This window comes from Caballeronia sp. LjRoot34, from assembly GCF_964253815.1.
GTDB lineage: Bacteria > Pseudomonadota > Gammaproteobacteria > Burkholderiales > Burkholderiaceae > Caballeronia.
This window is the reverse complement of the sequence record NZ_CAXUSB020000001.1, coordinates 311,170-326,767: the sequence shown is the minus strand read 5'-3', so window position 1 is coordinate 326,767 and position 15,598 is coordinate 311,170. Positions and strand designations below refer to the sequence as shown.

At 60.1% G+C, this 15,598-nt stretch carries 17 protein-coding genes and 1 tRNA gene; 13 read left to right on the top strand and 5 right to left on the bottom strand.

The window, feature by feature from the left end; all coding sequences use genetic code 11:
* Positions 1-136 precede the first annotated feature (136 nt).
* The 5 genes from hpf (at position 137) to ACSQ36_RS01500 (ending at position 4,207) form a co-directional block, all read left to right on the top strand.
* A complete protein-coding gene (hpf, locus tag ACSQ36_RS01520; RefSeq protein ID WP_213764789.1) occupies positions 137-496 on the top strand; it encodes a ribosome hibernation-promoting factor, HPF/YfiA family in 360 nt (119 codons plus the stop codon).
* A 403-nt stretch (positions 497-899) separates the two neighbouring features.
* Positions 900-1,391, top strand: a complete 492-nt coding sequence (gene ptsN / locus ACSQ36_RS01515; protein ID WP_165086018.1) for a PTS IIA-like nitrogen regulatory protein PtsN — start codon at positions 900-902, stop codon at positions 1,389-1,391.
* A 186-nt stretch (positions 1,392-1,577) separates the two neighbouring features.
* Positions 1,578-2,546: an HPr(Ser) kinase/phosphatase gene (gene hprK, locus ACSQ36_RS01510; RefSeq protein ID WP_213764788.1), complete on the top strand. Its 969-nt coding sequence runs from the start codon at positions 1,578-1,580 to the stop codon at positions 2,544-2,546.
* A 97-nt stretch (positions 2,547-2,643) separates the two neighbouring features.
* Entirely contained in the window at positions 2,644-3,540 is an 897-nt protein-coding gene (rapZ, locus tag ACSQ36_RS01505; protein WP_213764787.1) for an RNase adapter RapZ, read from the top strand.
* A 34-nt stretch (positions 3,541-3,574) separates the two neighbouring features.
* Positions 3,575-4,207: an LON peptidase substrate-binding domain-containing protein gene (locus tag ACSQ36_RS01500; RefSeq protein ID WP_213764786.1), complete on the top strand. Its 633-nt coding sequence runs from the start codon at positions 3,575-3,577 to the stop codon at positions 4,205-4,207.
* A gap of 33 nt (positions 4,208-4,240) precedes the next feature.
* On the opposite strand, the gene mutY is transcribed toward ACSQ36_RS01500, so the two are convergent.
* The gene (gene mutY, locus ACSQ36_RS01495; RefSeq protein ID WP_436180679.1) at positions 4,241-5,299 is read right to left on the bottom strand and encodes an A/G-specific adenine glycosylase; all 1,059 of its coding nucleotides are present in this window, start codon (positions 5,297-5,299) and stop codon (positions 4,241-4,243) included.
* A 4-nt stretch (positions 5,300-5,303) separates the two neighbouring features.
* The gene (gene mutM, locus ACSQ36_RS01490; protein ID WP_436180678.1) at positions 5,304-6,134 is read right to left on the bottom strand and encodes a bifunctional DNA-formamidopyrimidine glycosylase/DNA-(apurinic or apyrimidinic site) lyase; all 831 of its coding nucleotides are present in this window, start codon (positions 6,132-6,134) and stop codon (positions 5,304-5,306) included.
* Positions 6,135-6,219: 85 nt separating this feature from the next.
* Here mutM and ACSQ36_RS01485 point away from each other — a divergent pair, with 85 nt between their 5' ends.
* From ACSQ36_RS01485 to hisC, 8 genes are all read left to right on the top strand, one after another.
* Entirely contained in the window at positions 6,220-8,088 is a 1,869-nt protein-coding gene (locus ACSQ36_RS01485) for a tetratricopeptide repeat protein (protein ID WP_436180677.1), read from the top strand.
* A gap of 59 nt (positions 8,089-8,147) precedes the next feature.
* A complete protein-coding gene (gene lolB, locus ACSQ36_RS01480; protein WP_436183063.1) occupies positions 8,148-8,720 on the top strand; it encodes a lipoprotein insertase outer membrane protein LolB in 573 nt (190 codons plus the stop codon).
* A gap of 16 nt (positions 8,721-8,736) precedes the next feature.
* Complete coding sequence (ispE, locus tag ACSQ36_RS01475) at positions 8,737-9,657, top strand: 4-(cytidine 5'-diphospho)-2-C-methyl-D-erythritol kinase (protein ID WP_436180676.1); 921 nt, start codon at positions 8,737-8,739, stop codon at positions 9,655-9,657.
* A gap of 55 nt (positions 9,658-9,712) precedes the next feature.
* Positions 9,713-9,789: transfer RNA gene (locus ACSQ36_RS01470), tRNA-Gln, on the top strand.
* A gap of 48 nt (positions 9,790-9,837) precedes the next feature.
* On the top strand, positions 9,838-10,791 hold the full coding sequence (locus ACSQ36_RS01465; protein WP_213764781.1) for a ribose-phosphate pyrophosphokinase: 954 nt from the start codon (positions 9,838-9,840) through the stop codon (positions 10,789-10,791).
* 156 nt (positions 10,792-10,947) lie between these two features.
* Complete coding sequence (locus ACSQ36_RS01460) at positions 10,948-11,577, top strand: 50S ribosomal protein L25/general stress protein Ctc (RefSeq protein ID WP_436180675.1); 630 nt, start codon at positions 10,948-10,950, stop codon at positions 11,575-11,577.
* A 143-nt stretch (positions 11,578-11,720) separates the two neighbouring features.
* Positions 11,721-12,329, top strand: a complete 609-nt coding sequence (gene pth, locus ACSQ36_RS01455; protein ID WP_213764779.1) for an aminoacyl-tRNA hydrolase — start codon at positions 11,721-11,723, stop codon at positions 12,327-12,329.
* 52 nt (positions 12,330-12,381) lie between these two features.
* The gene (hisC, locus tag ACSQ36_RS01450; RefSeq protein WP_436180674.1) at positions 12,382-13,446 is read left to right on the top strand and encodes a histidinol-phosphate transaminase; all 1,065 of its coding nucleotides are present in this window, start codon (positions 12,382-12,384) and stop codon (positions 13,444-13,446) included.
* Between the two features lie 29 nt (positions 13,447-13,475).
* Here the strand turns inward: hisC and ACSQ36_RS01445 are convergent, their stop codons facing one another.
* The 3 genes from ACSQ36_RS01445 to rsmD form a co-directional block, all read right to left on the bottom strand.
* Positions 13,476-13,733, bottom strand: coding sequence for a YfhL family 4Fe-4S dicluster ferredoxin (locus ACSQ36_RS01445; protein ID WP_213764777.1), 258 nt, complete (start codon positions 13,731-13,733; stop codon positions 13,476-13,478).
* Positions 13,734-13,822: 89 nt separating this feature from the next.
* On the bottom strand, positions 13,823-14,329 hold the full coding sequence (gene coaD, locus ACSQ36_RS01440) for a pantetheine-phosphate adenylyltransferase (RefSeq protein WP_436180673.1): 507 nt from the start codon (positions 14,327-14,329) through the stop codon (positions 13,823-13,825).
* 185 nt (positions 14,330-14,514) lie between these two features.
* A complete protein-coding gene (gene rsmD, locus ACSQ36_RS01435) occupies positions 14,515-15,192 on the bottom strand; it encodes a 16S rRNA (guanine(966)-N(2))-methyltransferase RsmD (RefSeq protein ID WP_436180672.1) in 678 nt (225 codons plus the stop codon).
* Positions 15,193-15,598 lie beyond the last annotated feature (406 nt).

Genomic DNA, 15,598 nt, shown 5'->3' with positions numbered 1-15,598 from the left:
CGAAAGCGCGAGCGAGCTGGCCGATGCGTTCTCCCGTTCCGTACCACCGTTCAACAGAATGGACACGTGCGGGCAAGCAGCGGCCGGTTTGAGTAGCGTGATAGCGTCCAGGCGGCCATTAGCTTGGAGAGCAACTATGAATCTGCAGATCAGTGGACACCATCTCGAATTGACGCCTGCGTTGCGAGAATATGTGATCACCAAACTGGATAGAGTGCTGCGGCACTTCGATCAGGTGATCGACGGCAGTGTGGTCCTCTCGGTCGACAATCATAGGGAAAAGGAAAAGCGGCAAAAGGTCGAAATCAACCTGCATCTGAAGGGCAAGGACATTTTCATCGAGAGTTGTGACGTTGATATGTACGCGGCCATCGACCTGATGGTCGACAAGCTGGACAGGCAAGTGCTGCGCCACAAGGACAAGATCCAGGAGCATGCGCACGCCACAATGAAGTACGGACACGAACCGCAGGAGAGCGAAGTTCCGGCGCCGTAAGGTACCGTGAGTGGTTAGAGGAATGATTCAAATGGGGTGAACGGCGCATCGGCTGGAGGTTTTTTCGATGCGCCGGATTCCGGAGCAATGTGGACCGGAGCCCATCAGTCCGATAGTCGGCACGAGCCGCCTGAAAGCAGGCGGCTTTTTTTGTCACCGCCGGTTTCGGGCCGTTTTTTCAGCAACAGGGGTGAATTGAGGCATGGCATCAACCGTTGCGTTATGCGCAACAAACGCATTCAGCGTATGGCGCGCCGCACCATCGCTGATTGCGCTGTTCTATAATGGTCCGGTTAGTTTGAGTACCGGGATTGTTAATCGGAGTGAAGCGAGACTTTGGTCTCCCGCGCATTCCTTACCAAAATCGCCGTGAGCGTTTCGTGCAGGTTCTGCAGCCGCCACGATGAGGAGAATTCAGGCCACGCATCTGCCTGCCAACATGAATCGTTTAGCCAAATTTCTTCCCCTCGAAAATGTCGTCCTCGGACTGTCCGTCACCAGCAAGAAACGTGTATTCGAGCAAGCGGGCCTGATCTTCGAGAACCAGAACGGCATTGGCCGCAGTATCGTCACCGACAATCTCTTCGCGCGCGAGCGCCTTGGCTCGACCGGTCTCGGCGAAGGCGTCGCCATTCCGCACGGACGCATCAAGGGCCTGAAGCATCCGCTCGCCGCCTTCGTGCGCCTGGCTGAGCCGATCGCTTTCGAATCGCCGGACGGGCAGCCCGTGTCGCTGCTGATCTTTCTGCTTGTTCCCGAACAGGCCACGCAACAGCACCTCGAAATCCTCTCGGAAATAGCGCAGCTGCTGTCCGACCGGGATGCACGCGAACGCCTGAATACCGAAGAAAACCGTGAGGCGCTGTACCAGGTGCTCACGCAATGGCAGCCCTAAGCTCTTTGAGCCGGGCCTCGTGCTGGACTTGAAGCCGGACTCGGCGCGAGAGACCAGGCCGAACGGCCCTCTCGCGCCGGCGGCCCTTCTAGCGCACAATCGGTCCTATTGAGCGAAGCATTGAAGAGACCAAACCCGGCTCTTCAATTGCCCCATGCTCGCGGCCTCTCTCGGAGTTCCGGCCTCATGGATACGTCCAGCATCAACGCCCAGAGCATTTTCGACGACAACGCAGCCACACTCAAACTGAGCTGGCTGACGGGTCACGAAGGCTGGGAGCGCGGTTTTTCGACCGAAACCGTTGCCAATGCAACGTCAAGCGCCGATCTCGTCGGGCACTTGAACCTGATTCACCCCAACCGCATCCAGGTACTCGGCGACGCCGAAATCACCTACTACCAGCGTCAGTCCGACGAAGACCGGTCGCGCAACATGGCCGAACTGATCGCGCTGGAACCGCCTTTCCTGGTGGTTGCGGGCGAAGTCGGCGCACCGCCTGAACTGGTTCTGCGCTGCACCCGCTCGTCCACGCCGCTCTTCACCACACGAATGTCCGCGGCGGCGGTGATCGACAGCCTGCGCCTTTATATGTCGCGGATTCTTGCTCCGCGCGCCACGCTGCACGGCGTGTTCCTCGACATCCTCGGCATGGGCGTGCTGCTGACCGGCGACTCCGGTCTCGGCAAAAGTGAACTCGGGCTCGAGTTGATCAGCCGCGGTCACGGTCTTGTCGCTGACGACGCCGTAGACTTCGTGCGCCTCGGTCCGGATTTTGTCGAAGGCCGATGCCCGCCGCTGCTGCAGAACCTGCTTGAAGTACGGGGTCTGGGCCTGCTGGATATCAAAACCATTTTTGGTGAAACCGCCGTTCGGCGGAAAATGAAGCTCAAGCTGATCGTTCAGCTTGTGCGTCGTCCGGACGGTGAATTTCAGCGGCTGCCATTGGAAAGCCAGGCTGTCGACGTGCTCGGCTTGCCGATCAGCAAGGTCACCATCCAGGTGGCGGCCGGCCGGAATCTGGCCGTGCTCGTGGAAGCGGCGGTGCGCAACACGATCCTGCAACTGCGGGGTATCGACACCCTCCGTGACTTCATGGATCGTCAGCGCCTTGCAATGCAGGACCCCGAAAGCCAGTTCCCCGGCAAGCTGATCTGACGGGTCGAACTGGCAAGACCGGCGGCCTCCAGACTCAGCCGCCGCCCGGACCCGAATTTTCTGCGTGCTTTTATCTCGAGCGAACGAGTCCTTATTCATGCGCATCATTCTGATTACCGGCATCTCCGGCTCCGGCAAATCCGTCGCCCTGAACGCGCTCGAAGACGCCGGCTACTATTGCGTCGACAACCTGCCCCCGCGCTTCCTGCCCGAGCTCGCGGCGTATCTCCATAGTCAGGGGCAGCCGCGTCTGGCCGTCGCTATCGACGCACGTTCGAGCCGTTCGCTCGACGAAGTGCCCGCCATCATCAAAGATCTTTCGCAAGCGTTCGACCTGCGCGTGCTGTTTCTCAATGCCAGTACCCAGTCGCTGATTCAGCGCTTCTCCGAGACGCGCCGCCGTCATCCGTTGTCGGGTTCGTCCAATCAGGACGCCGCTGTGGGCCTGCTGACGTCGCTGGGCGAAGCGATCGAACGCGAGCGCGAACTTGTCTCGGGACTCGCCGAATTTGGCCATCAGATCGACACCAGCAATCTGCGGGCGAACGTGTTGCGCGCGTGGGTGAAGAGTTTTATCGAACAGGAACCGGCCGGGCTGACGCTGATGTTCGAATCGTTCGGATTCAAGCGCGGGGTCCCGCTCGACGCCGATTTTGTCTTCGATGTCCGTACGCTCCCGAATCCCTACTACGATCACGAACTGCGGCCGCTGACAGGCCTGGACCAACCGGTTATCGACTTTTTGTCGGCCCAGCCGATGGTCCACCAGATGATCGACGACGTGGGCACGTTCATCGGCAAATGGCTGCCGCAATTTCGTGACGACAACCGTAGTTACCTGACGGTTGCAATCGGCTGCACGGGCGGCCAGCATCGCTCGGTATTCATCGCCCAGGCGCTCGCCGCGCGCTTCGGGGACAAGGCCAATGTGATTGTGCGGCACCGCGACGCACCCATCGCTGTGGATGGACACGTCGCGCCCTTGCAAACCTGATCGCCTTCGGGCGGCCTTTTTAAAGAAGCGCGCGATGTCCACCAATCCCCTTCTCGCCGACCTGCCGCTGTTTCCGCTGCATACCGTGTTGTTTCCGGGCGGCCATCTTCCCCTGAAAATCTTCGAAGCCCGCTATCTCGACATGGCGCGTGCGTGCTTGCGCGAAAGCACGCCGTTCGGCGTGTGCCTGTTGAAAAGCGGTAATGAGATCGCGTCGCCGGGGGACCCGTCGGTGCCCGAGAGCATCGGCTGCCTGGCCGAGATCACGCAATGCGACGTGGACACGTTCGGCATGCTGCTGGTCCAGGCGCGCGGGACGACACGCTTTCGACTGTTGTCGCATCGCGTGGAGCCGAGCAATTTGCTCGTGGGCGTAGCCGAAATCATTGGCGACGACACGCCGCTGGACGGCACGGAAGCGTTGGTGAAGTTTGGGGCGTGCGCGGAGGTGCTGGAGCGGATCATCGATGCAATCAAGGCACGCGAGCCGAAGGACCTGCCGTTCACCGAGCCCTTCCTTCTCGACGATCCGACGTGGGTATCCAACCGTTTATCCGAGATCCTGCCGATCCCCATGCGCGCCCGGCAAAAGCTGATGGAGCTTGAGGATGCAGCCGCGCGGATCGATGTCGTGCATCACTATATGCAGCAGCATCAACTGCTTTGACGTTGCTTTAGTTGTTTTAGCATCTTGCCAATATCAAATCAGCGAACCCTGCAGCGCATCAAGCAATTTGCGGACGGGCGCAGGCACACCATACGCATCGATATTCGCAAGCGGCGCCCACACGGTCCGGTTATCGGCGGCGTCGGGCACGCCGTTCGCCTGCCCGAGACGCGGCTCGATATCCAGTTTGAAATGCGTGAACGTATGCGTGAAGGGAGTTAGCCGCTGAAGCTCGGCCGACCCGCCGAAACCATGTGCGACTGCCGCGAGCGCGCCTTCATCCTCTGCTTCCGGCAGGCTCCACAGACCGCCCCAGATGCCCGTCGGCGGGCGCTTTTCAAGCAGGACGCTATCGCCGTCCTGTAGCACCAGCATCCAGGTCTTGCGTGTCGGCACGGTCTTTTTCGGGCGCGACACAGGCAATTCCTTTTGCCGTCCGGTCACGTTCGCCACGCAATCGCCGGCAAACGGGCAGCGCGCGCAATCCGGCTTGCCACGCACGCACAGCGTGGCGCCAAGATCCATCAAACCCTGCGTGTACGCGGTGACTTCGTCCTTGTGCGCGGCGTCGGGAAGCAGCGATTCGGCCAATGTCCACATCGTGTTTTCCACGCGCTTTTCGCCCGGAAATCCGTCGATGCCAAACACCCGCGCGAGCACCCGCTTTACGTTGCCATCGAGAATCGTCGCGCGTGCGCCGAACGCGAACGACGCAATGGCCGCCGCCGTCGAACGACCGATACCCGGCAGTTCAGCCAATTCATCGACGCTGCGGGGAAACTCGCTGCCATGCTCCGTCGATACGACAAACGCGCATCGATGCAGATTCCGCGCGCGCGAGTAGTAGCCGAGACCGGCCCAGAGCGCCATGACGTCGTCGAGCGGGGCGAAGGCGAGCGCGTTCACGTCGGGGAAACGGTCGAGAAAACGCGCGTAGTACGGAATCACCGTCGATACCTGCGTCTGCTGCAACATGATTTCTGATAGCCAGATGCGGTAGGCATCGCGCGTGTTTTGCCACGGCAAGTCGTGGCGGCCGTGAACACGTTGCCACGCGATCAGGCGCGTGGAGAAGTCGGTGAGCTGGAGCATGGGGCTAGCGCTGGCAGCGCGGGCAAAAGTACGTGGATCGCTGGCCTTGCACGATTTGTTTGATGGCCGTTCCGCAAACATGGCACGGCAAGCCCGCGCGATCATAGACGAAATAATCGAGCTGGAAATAGCCCGACTCGCCATTGCTTCCCACGAAATCGCGCAACGTGCTGCCGCCCTTTTCGATCGCGGCGGCAAGCGTGGTACGCACGGCGTCGGCGAGGAGATCGTAGCGCACGAGCGAGACGCGCCCGGCCGCGACGGTCGGCCGGATACCCGCTCGAAACAGGCTCTCGGACGCGTAAATGTTGCCCACGCCCACAACCATCGTGCCCGCGAGCAAGGCCTGCTTGACGGACACCTTGCGCCCGCGCGTCTGCCGGTACATCAGCGCGCCGGAAAATTCAGCGGTGAATGGCTCTACGCCCAGGCCGGCCAGCAGCGGATGGTCGAGGACATCACCATCTGCGCGCGAATGCCAGAGCACTGCGCCAAAGCGCCGCGGATCGCGAAAGCGCAAAATGAAATCATCGAAGATCAGGTCGATATGATCATGCTTCGCCGCATCCGGCGGACGCGGCACGTTACGCAGTACCCGTAGCGTCCCTGTCATGCCCAGATGCACGATCAGCCAGCCTTCGGAGGTTTCGAACAACAGGTACTTGCCGCGCCGCTCGACCTTCTCGATTTTCAGCGCCTTCATCGTCTTCGCGAGATGAGACGGAATGGGCCAGCGCAGCGCCGGTGTACGGACATCGACACGCTCAACCCGGCGTCCGGTAACGAACGGTTCGATCCCGCGTCGGGTTACTTCGACTTCCGGCAACTCTGGCATGGTTTACTGGTCTGTAACTTGCTGTGGGATGTGCGCGTATTGTAGCGAGCGCGTTACAATCGACTGAAACATTGATCGGATTTCCATGAACTTGTCCTTCGTAAAGTTGTTTTCGAAGCAGCGTGCAGCGACCGCTCAAACGAGCGCCGCACGCGGTAAGCCGGTCTACCCGAGCAAGCTCGCGGCCGCAGTGACGTTCGCGGTGGCAGCGTTTGCGCTTGCGCCTGCCTACGCGCAGAGCCCCGCGCAACTTCCTTCGCCTGACGACGACCAGTCGGCCATCAGCGCAGCGGACCTGATCACCGCGCCGCCCACGGGCAAGGAAGTGCAGGACTTGCCGAATGTGGCTGCGTCCAGCCAGATCGTGTTCCAGGTGCTCGCAGCGGAAGTCGCGTTGCAACGCAACCAGGCAGCGCCCGCCTATCAGACTTATCTCGCCCTCGCGCGCGACACGCACGATCCGCGCTTCGCGCAGCGCGCAACCGAGATTGCGATTGCCGCACAAAGTCCCAACGACGCGCTGACGGCCGTTCAGCTTTGGCAGCAGTTCTCACCGAATTCGGAACGCGCGGCGCAGTTGAGCGCGTCGCTGCTGATCCTCTCCGGCAAGCCCGACGACGCCAAGCCGATCCTCAACACCGAGCTCGCGAAAGTGCCCGCGGAGCAGCGTGGCGACGCGATCCTTTCGCTGCAGATCCTGCTCTCTCGCGGACCGAATCGCGTAGGCGGGTTGAATGTGCTGAAGGATCTGGTCAAGAACGACATGGACCGGCCCGAAACGCAATTGGCACTCGCCCGGCAGGAAATTGCCGCGGACGACCAGCCGGGCGCGAAGGCATCGCTTGAACAAGCGCTGAAATTGAAGCCCGACTATTTGCCTGCTGCGTTGACGCTTGCTCGCATGGGGCCGAACGAACGCGACGAAGGTATTGCTTCGTTCGAGAAGTACCTCGAGAAGGATCCGAAGTCGCACGACGCGCGGCTTGCGCTGGCGCAACTGTATTTGTCGGCGGATCGTCTCGACGACGCCCAGAAGCAGTTCGAAATCATGCGCAAGAACGATGCAAAAGATCTCACGCCGCTAATGGCGCTCGCGCTGATCAATATTCAGAAGAAACAGCCGGACAAGGCGCAGGATTACCTGAAGCAGTACGCGGCGGCGGCTGAAAGCACGCCAGGCGCCGATCCGGGACAGGCTTATATCTATCTCGCGCAGTTGTCGCTTGAGAAGAAAGACGACGCGGCCGCGAACCAATGGCTCGACAAGATTCCCCGCGCGAGCCAGCAGTATCTGCCGGCACAGGTCACCCGGGCGCAGATCCTTGCCTCGGAAGGCAAGGTCGACGACGCGCGCCAGTTGCTGGGCAGCCTGCAGACGTCGGACCCTCGCGACCTGGCGCTGCTCGCGCGTACGGACGCCGCCATGCTGTTCCAGGCGCAGCGGTATCCGGAAGCGGAAGCGGCGTTGTCGAAGGCATCGACTGCATTCCCCGATGATCCGGACATTGCCTACGACTACGCCATGGCGGCCGAGAAGAACGCTCATTACGACACCATGGAAGGGCAGTTGCGCAAGCTGATGAAAGAGCAGCCGGACAACGCGCAGGCGTATAACGCGCTCGGCTATTCGCTCGTCGATCGCAACGAGCGTCTGGACGAGGCTGAGAAACTGATCGAGAAAGCGGTATCGCTTGCGCCGAACGACGCATTCATCATGGACAGTCTCGGCTGGGCGAAGTATCGGATGGGCAATTCCACGGAAGCTGCCAGCATCCTGAAGAAAGCCTACGACCTGCAGCCGAACGCCGAAATTGGCGCTCATCTCGGCGAAGTGCAGTGGAAGTCGGGGCAGCAGGACCAGGCGCGTAATACATGGCGCCAGGCGCAAAAGCTCGAACCCGGCAACGACACATTGTTGAAAACGCTCAAACGATTCCAGGTGAACGACCTTTGAACTTGATTGCAACGAATTTCCTGAGCGGTCAGCGCGCACGTCGCGGCGCGCTGGCGCTGATGGCAGCGAGTGTAGTGGTGGTGTCGGGGTGCGCGATCAAACCGCGCGTGCCGACAACGTCAAATGCAGCAACCGAGGTGACTGCGCAGACCAGCCGCGCTTACCACGGCCGGTTCGCGGTCCAGTACAACGACCAGAACGGCCAGCAGCGCAACGCGTACGGCAACTTCGACTGGCAGGAAACCGGAGACACCGTCACGCTGCAATTGCGTAATCCACTTGGGCAAACGCTGGCTATCGTGACGTCGTCGCCGTCTTCGGCCACCCTCGAACTACCGAATCGCGACCCGCAGACCGCCGATAATGTCTCCCAACTGATGAGCAACACGCTGGGGTTCGCTTTGCCGGTGGAAGGCTTGCGGTACTGGCTGCAGCCTTCGCCTGCGCCCACCTCGCGAGCGCGCACGACCATGGATTCGTCGTCGGAAAATGGCCGTCTGAAGGAAATCAAGCAGGACGGCTGGACCATCGACTACCTGGCCTACGCCGACGCGCCCGCAACCGGCGTGAAACGCCTGAATCTGTCGCGTGCCGAACCGCCGCTCGACATCAAGCTCGTCCTCGACCAGTAACGCTTAGTCCAATCACATGCAGTCATCTTTATCGAGTTCGTCGCGGGGCCCAGCGCGTCCGCTGGCCGATGCATCCCTGCGCGACTGTCTCGCGCCGGCCAAGCTCAATCTGTTTTTGCATATCACCGGGCGCCGCCCGGATGGTTATCACGCGTTGCAGACGGTGTTCCAGTTGCTCGACTGGGGCGACCGCCTACACTTCACCCGTCGTGACGACGGCGTGATCGCGCGAAAAACTGACGTCCCTGGCGTGCCGGAAGCGGATGACCTTGTTGTACGTGCCGCGCATCTGTTGCAGTCGACAACAGGCACCCCCCTTGGCGTAGACATAGAAATTGATAAAATACTGCCCATGGGCGCCGGTCTCGGCGGCGGAAGTTCTGACGCCGCGACTACGCTGCTGGCTCTGAATCGTTTATGGGGCTTGGATTTATCGCGAGAAGCGTTGCAGGACCTGGCGCTGAAACTGGGCGCTGACGTGCCGTTTTTTGTGTTTGGACGGAATGCTTTTGCGGAAGGTGTTGGTGAAGCGCTGCAGGTGGTCGATCTACCGAAGCGTTTCTTCCTCGTGGTGACTCCTGCTGTGCATGTTCCAACCGCTGCGATTTTTTCAGAGAAAGGGTTGACGAGGGACTCAAAAGTCCTCACAATTACGGACTTCCTTGCACAACATAGTTCTGACGCAGATTGGCCTGACAGCTTCGGCCGAAATGATATGCAGGCAGTTGTGGTTGAGAAGTACGCGGAAGTAGCCAAGGTGATTGAGTGGTTTTCGAATCTTTCACCTGCGCGAATGACCGGATCTGGAGCGAGCGTGTTTGCCGCTTTTCGTAGCAAAGCCGAAGCTGAGGTGGCGCAAGCCAAACTCCCGGCAAGCTGGAAAAGCAAAGTGACCGAAAGTCTGGATTCGCATCCTCTCTTCACTTTCGCGTCGTAAAGTTTCGTTTTGACGGGTTTGTCCTACACTACCCGGCAAAACTCAAAGTTAGTGTAGGGGAGTCGCCAAGTTGGTTAAGGCACTGGATTTTGATTCCAGCATGCGAAGGTTCGAATCCTTCTTCCCCTGCCATAATTTCTCGCGTTTTTCCTCTCGCCCCAGCCAAGAAACAGGTGCACGATGAGCAGTGACGGCCTGATGGTATTCACTGGCAACGCGAATCCCGCGCTTGCACAGGAAGTCGTCAAAATCCTTGGAATCCCGCTTGGCAAGGCAATGGTTAGCCGTTTTTCCGACGGCGAGATCATGGTCGAGATCCAGGAAAACGTGCGCGGTAAAGACGTGTTCGTGCTGCAGTCCACCTGCGCACCGACCAACGACACGCTCATGGAACTCATGATCATGGTCGATGCGCTCAAGCGCGCATCCGCTGGCCGGATCACTGCAGCCATCCCGTACTTCGGTTATGCCCGTCAGGATCGCCGGCCACGTTCGGCTCGTGTCGCCATCTCGGCGAAAGTCGTGGCGAACATGCTGGAAATCGCGGGCGTGGATCGTGTCATCACCATGGACCTCCACGCCGACCAGATTCAAGGTTTCTTCGACATCCCGGTCGACAACATTTACGCCACCCCCGTGCTGCTCGGCGATCTGCGCAAGCAGAACTACGAGAACCTGCTGGTGGTGTCGCCGGATGTGGGCGGTGTGATCCGCGCCCGGGCATTGGCGAAGCAACTGAACACCGATCTCGCGATCATCGACAAGCGTCGCCCGAAGGCGAACGTCGCTGAAGTGATGAACATCATCGGTGAAGTGGAAGGCCGCACGTGCGTGATCATGGACGACATGGTCGACACCGCCGGCACGCTCTGCAAGGCAGCACAGGTTTTGAAGGAACGCGGCGCGACGAAAGTGTTCGCGTATGCCACGCATCCCGTTTTGTCCGGTGGCGCAGGCGAGCGGATCGCGGCGTCGGAACTCGACGAACTCGTCGTTACCGACACCATCCCCCTCTCCGAAGAAGCACGTGCCTGTACCAAGGTGCGTATTCTGTCGAGCGCGGGATTGCTGGCCGAGACGTTCTCGCGTATCCGTCGCGGCGACTCGGTGATGTCGCTGTTCGCGGAAGGTTAAAAAGTATTTGCGGTTTAGCGGGGGGTCAAAGCTCTGCTGAACCGCGTAATCGGTTCAGGCGAACGAAGGCCTGAATCGCTGCTCTGGGGCTGAACGCGAACACGCGGACAGCCCCGTTTTCACTGCCTGGTCGCGGGCAGATTACGGAGTTGAATCATGAAAGTAGTCGCTTTTGAGCGCAATCTGCAAGGTACGGGTGCGAGCCGCCGCCTGCGTAACTCGGGCAAGACCCCGGGCATCGTATATGGCGCGAACGCTGAAGCTCAGGCTGTTGAGCTCGATCACAACGCCCTTTGGCACGCGTTGAAGAAAGAAGTGTTCCATTCGTCGATTCTCGACCTGGAAATCGCTGGCAAGTCGCAACAGGTTCTGCTGCGCGACGTGCAATACCATCCGTTCAAGCAAATGGTTCTGCACGTTGACTTCCAACGTGTCGATTCAACGAAGAAGCTGCACACCAAGGTACCGGTGCACTTCCTGAATCAAGAAACGAATCCGGCTGTGAAGATCGGTGGCGCGGTGATCTCGCACGTTCTGAATGAAATCGAAATCGAATGTCTCCCGGCCGATCTGCCGGAATTCGTCGAACTCGATCTGGCGAAGATTGAAGCCGGTCACACGCTGCACGTGAAGGACATCGTTTTGCCGAAGGGCGTGGCGCTGGTCGCTCACCTCGACGCAGAAAACCCGGTGATCGCTTCGGCGACTATCCCGGCTGCCGTCGTGTCCGACGAAGCTGCTTCGGGCGCTGCTGCTCCGAGCGCAGGCGACAAGCCGGCTGCATAAGTCTGGCTAAAACCTGTCCGCTTGAGTCCGCTCTGGGTCCGCCCAAAAGAGCGGACGAAGTGACCCGCCGTTGCTCTGCTCCGGCGGGTTTTTTTTGGCCTTTTTCTGGTGCGGCTGACGTTGCTACGCCGCCAAGATTGAACATGATCAAACTGATCGTCGGGCTCGGCAATCCGGGCGCCGAATACACCGCGACCCGTCACAACGCAGGCTTCTGGTTCGTCGATCAACTGGCGCGCGACGCCGGTGCATCGCTACGTGACGAGCGCCGGTTTCACGGTCACTATGGCCGTGGCCGACTCAATGGCCAGGAGATTCATCTGCTCGAGCCGCAGACCTTCATGAACCGGTCGGGGCAATCGGTCGTGGCCGTGGCGCAGTTCTTCAAGATATTGCCGGACGAGATCCTGGTCGCGCACGATGAACTCGATCTGCCGCCCGGTACGGTGAAGCTGAAGCTTGGCGGCGGCAGCGGAGGGCACAATGGCCTGAAGGACATTTCCGCGCATTTGTCGGTGCAACACTATTGGCGGTTGAGGATCGGCATCGGGCATCCGCGTGATCTTATTCCCGAAGCCTCGCGTGCCGGCGCGAAACCGGATGTGGCGAATTTTGTGCTGAAACCGCCGCGTCGTGAAGAACAGGACGTGATCGATGCATCGATAGAACGCGCCCTCGCCGTCATGCCGTTCGCAATCAATGGCGAGATGGAGCGCGCGATGATGAATCTGCATCGCAACGCGCAGCCGTAAACCCGCAGCATCCCGTCCCGTGCGGACATCAGGGACAATTAAGGAGCGAATCTTGAGCCGTTTCTGGAGCGATATCGTCAATAAGCTGACGCCGTATGTGCCGGGCGAACAACCCGCGCTGGCGCGTCCCGTGAAGCTCAACACGAACGAGAATCCCTATCCGCCCTCACCGCGCGTCGTCGATGCAATCCGTCGCGAACTCGGCGAGGACGGCGACTCGCTCCGCAAATATCCCGATCCGACAGCGCATGCGTTGCGCGCGGCTATCGCGCAGCATCACGGCTTGCGCGAGAGCCAGGTATTTGTCGGCAATGGCTCGGACGAAGTTCTTGCGCACACGTTCCAGGCGCTGCTCAAGCATGACAAGCCGATCCGTTTTCCCGATATCACGTACAGCTTTTATCCCGTGTATGCGCAGTTATATGGCGTAGCGGTAGACGTTGTGCCGCTCAACGCGGATTTTAGTATCGATGTGGACGACTATCGTGCGCCCAACGGCGGCGTGCTGCTGCCTAATCCGAACGCACCGACGGGCCGCGCGTTGCCGCTCGCCGAGATCAAGGTGCTGCTCGCGGCGAATCCGGATTCGGTTGTGGTAATCGATGAGGCGTATGTGGATTTCGGCGCGGAGTCGGCAGTGGCGCTTATCGATGAAAATCCGAATTTGCTGGTCGTGCAGACGTTGTCGAAGGCGCGTTCACTGGCGGGCATGCGGGTGGGATTTGCGCTCGGACACGAAGCGTTGATCGAGGCGCTGACACGCGTGAAGGACAGCTTCAATTCCTATCCGCTCGATCGGCTGGCGCAAGCCGCGGCAATTGCGGCGGTTGAAGACGACGACTGGTTTCGCGAAACCTGTACGAAGGTAATCGCCAGCCGCGAACGGCTGACGGCGGACTTGCAGGCGTTGGGCTTCGATGTGGTGCCGTCGGCCGCGAACTTCGTATTCGCGCGCCATCCGGAACACGATGCCGCCACGCTGGCCCCACGCTTGAAAGAGAAGGAGATTTTCGTGCGGCATTTCAAGCTGCCGCGAATCGATCAGCATCTGCGCATCACGATCGGCACCGATGCCGACTGCGACGCATTGCTGGCAGCACTGCGCGCGTTGCTCTGAGACCAGGGTGCTTGATGCTTGACGTTAAATCAAGCGCCCTTCGCTTTCATCAACCCGTGATATTTCGTCATCAACTGGATGGCGTTTTCCTCATGTGCCGGATCGCGTGGAATGCAATCGACCGGGCACACTTGCTGGCATTGCGGTTCGTCGTAGTGGCCGACGCATTCGGTGCACTTGTTCGGGTCGATCACGTAGATATCGATACCCATCGAGATGGCGTCGTTCGGGCACTCGGGCTCGCACACGTCGCAGTTGATGCACTCGTCGGTAATGAACAGGGCCATGCTTTACTCTCTTCGCCCGGCATTTCAGCCGGCTTTTGCAGCGCCCGCGCGACCTGATGAGGGCGCGCGTTAGTGAACGCCTGAAACGCTCACGGCGCCGATGACGGGTCCGGCGCAATCGGACCAACCTTGTCCTGCAAGCGCTTTTCCACCGAGGGAAAAACGAACTTGCTGACGTCGCCGCCGAGTTGCGCGATCTCGCGCACGATCGTGCCCGAGATGAATTGATATTGATCCGATGGCGTCATGAACATCGTCTCGACGTCGGGCAGCAGATAACGGTTCATGCCCGCCATCTGGAATTCGTATTCGAAGTCGGAGACGGCACGCAGGCCCCGCACGATCACACGCGCGTTGTTCTTGCGCACAAAATCCTTCAGTAGCCCCTTGAAGCTCATTACCTGCACGTTCGGATAATGGCCCAGCACATCATGTGCAATATCCAGCCGTTCCGCCAAACTGAAAAACGGCTTCTTGTTCCGGCTATCTGCGACTCCGACCACCAGCGTATCGAAAATACTCGATGCACGTCGCACGAGGTCTTCGTGACCGCGCGTGAGCGGGTCGAACGTTCCGGGATAAACGGCTACAACCATGGGGCATCTCCTCTTCTGATACTTCTTCTGGTATGTCTTTCGCTACAGTACAGATTGGGCCGCCGCTGGTATCGACAAGACCAGAAGATTTCTCCGATACCCCGTCGCCCACCAAGCCCGCTACGTGCATCGCGCCCCGTCCGCAGTCGGCCGGGCCTCGCCTGGCCAGCATTTGGGAACGCGCATTATTCCTCATTTTCGCGCCGCAGCAAATGATAGCGGACCGCACCAGCCTTGCCTTCGCGGGTAATCGCCCATCCGGACAACGCCGGCGTTTGCGCAGGATCGACCGGTTCGCCCGATTCGATGTACAGCGCGCCGCCCGGCGACACCAGCGGCACAGCCAGTTCAATGGCGCGCTGGAGCATGGCGGTATCGCCGAAAGGGGGATCGAGGAACACGACATCGAAGGAATTCGCCGCGAGGCCCCCGGCAAGACGCAGCGCATCCGCTTCCACGATTTCGATGTTTTTCGCGGCCAGGCGCGTCTGGTTCGCCTTCAGTTGCACCACTGCGCGGCCGCTGCGCTCCACCATGAGCACGCGTAGCGCGCCGCGCGACGCCGCTTCGAAGCCCAATGCGCCGCTACCGGCAAAGAGATCGAGGCAACGTTTGCCGTCGAGCGACTGGCCCAGCCAGTTGAACAGCGTCTCGCGGACCCGGTCGGGCGTCGGACGCAGGCCGTCCAGACTCAGAACGGGTAGCGGCGTGCGCTTCCATTCGCCACCAATGATTCGGATTGAATTTGCCTTGCCGCCGCGCGATGGCGCCGCTTCGCGGACTTTCGGAGCGCGTTCGGCGTTGCGTTCGCGATTTCGCTCGGGATTTCGCTCTAATGCGCGGGTGATCGATGAACGGGACATGGACGTGCGTGGGGCGTGATAGAGGCGGCGGGATGATCCGCGCGGCTTGGGTGAGAACGTGATCGGATTGCAACAATTCGCTTGTCGCCGATGCGGGCACGTTACCACAGCCCCGCCGCTCCCGATGCAGGGGTTCGCCGTCGGGCCGGACACTACATCGGTGCCGGCTGATAAAATACGCGTCTTTCGCCCTTTTTGCGCACACGCCCGGCTCTTCCCGCTGTTTTCGGCGGTCTTTCGCGGCACGGCAGCCATCGTCACCTTTGCGTTTGTGCGTTGTTTGCGTTTTTGCGCTCGTTCGACGCAGGAACGCGGTTGCGACGGCATCGATAAAACGCGCCACCCCACCACTGCAGACCATGTTCAGCTTTTTCAAACGATTAATAGGCAAACCGACCGACGCCGA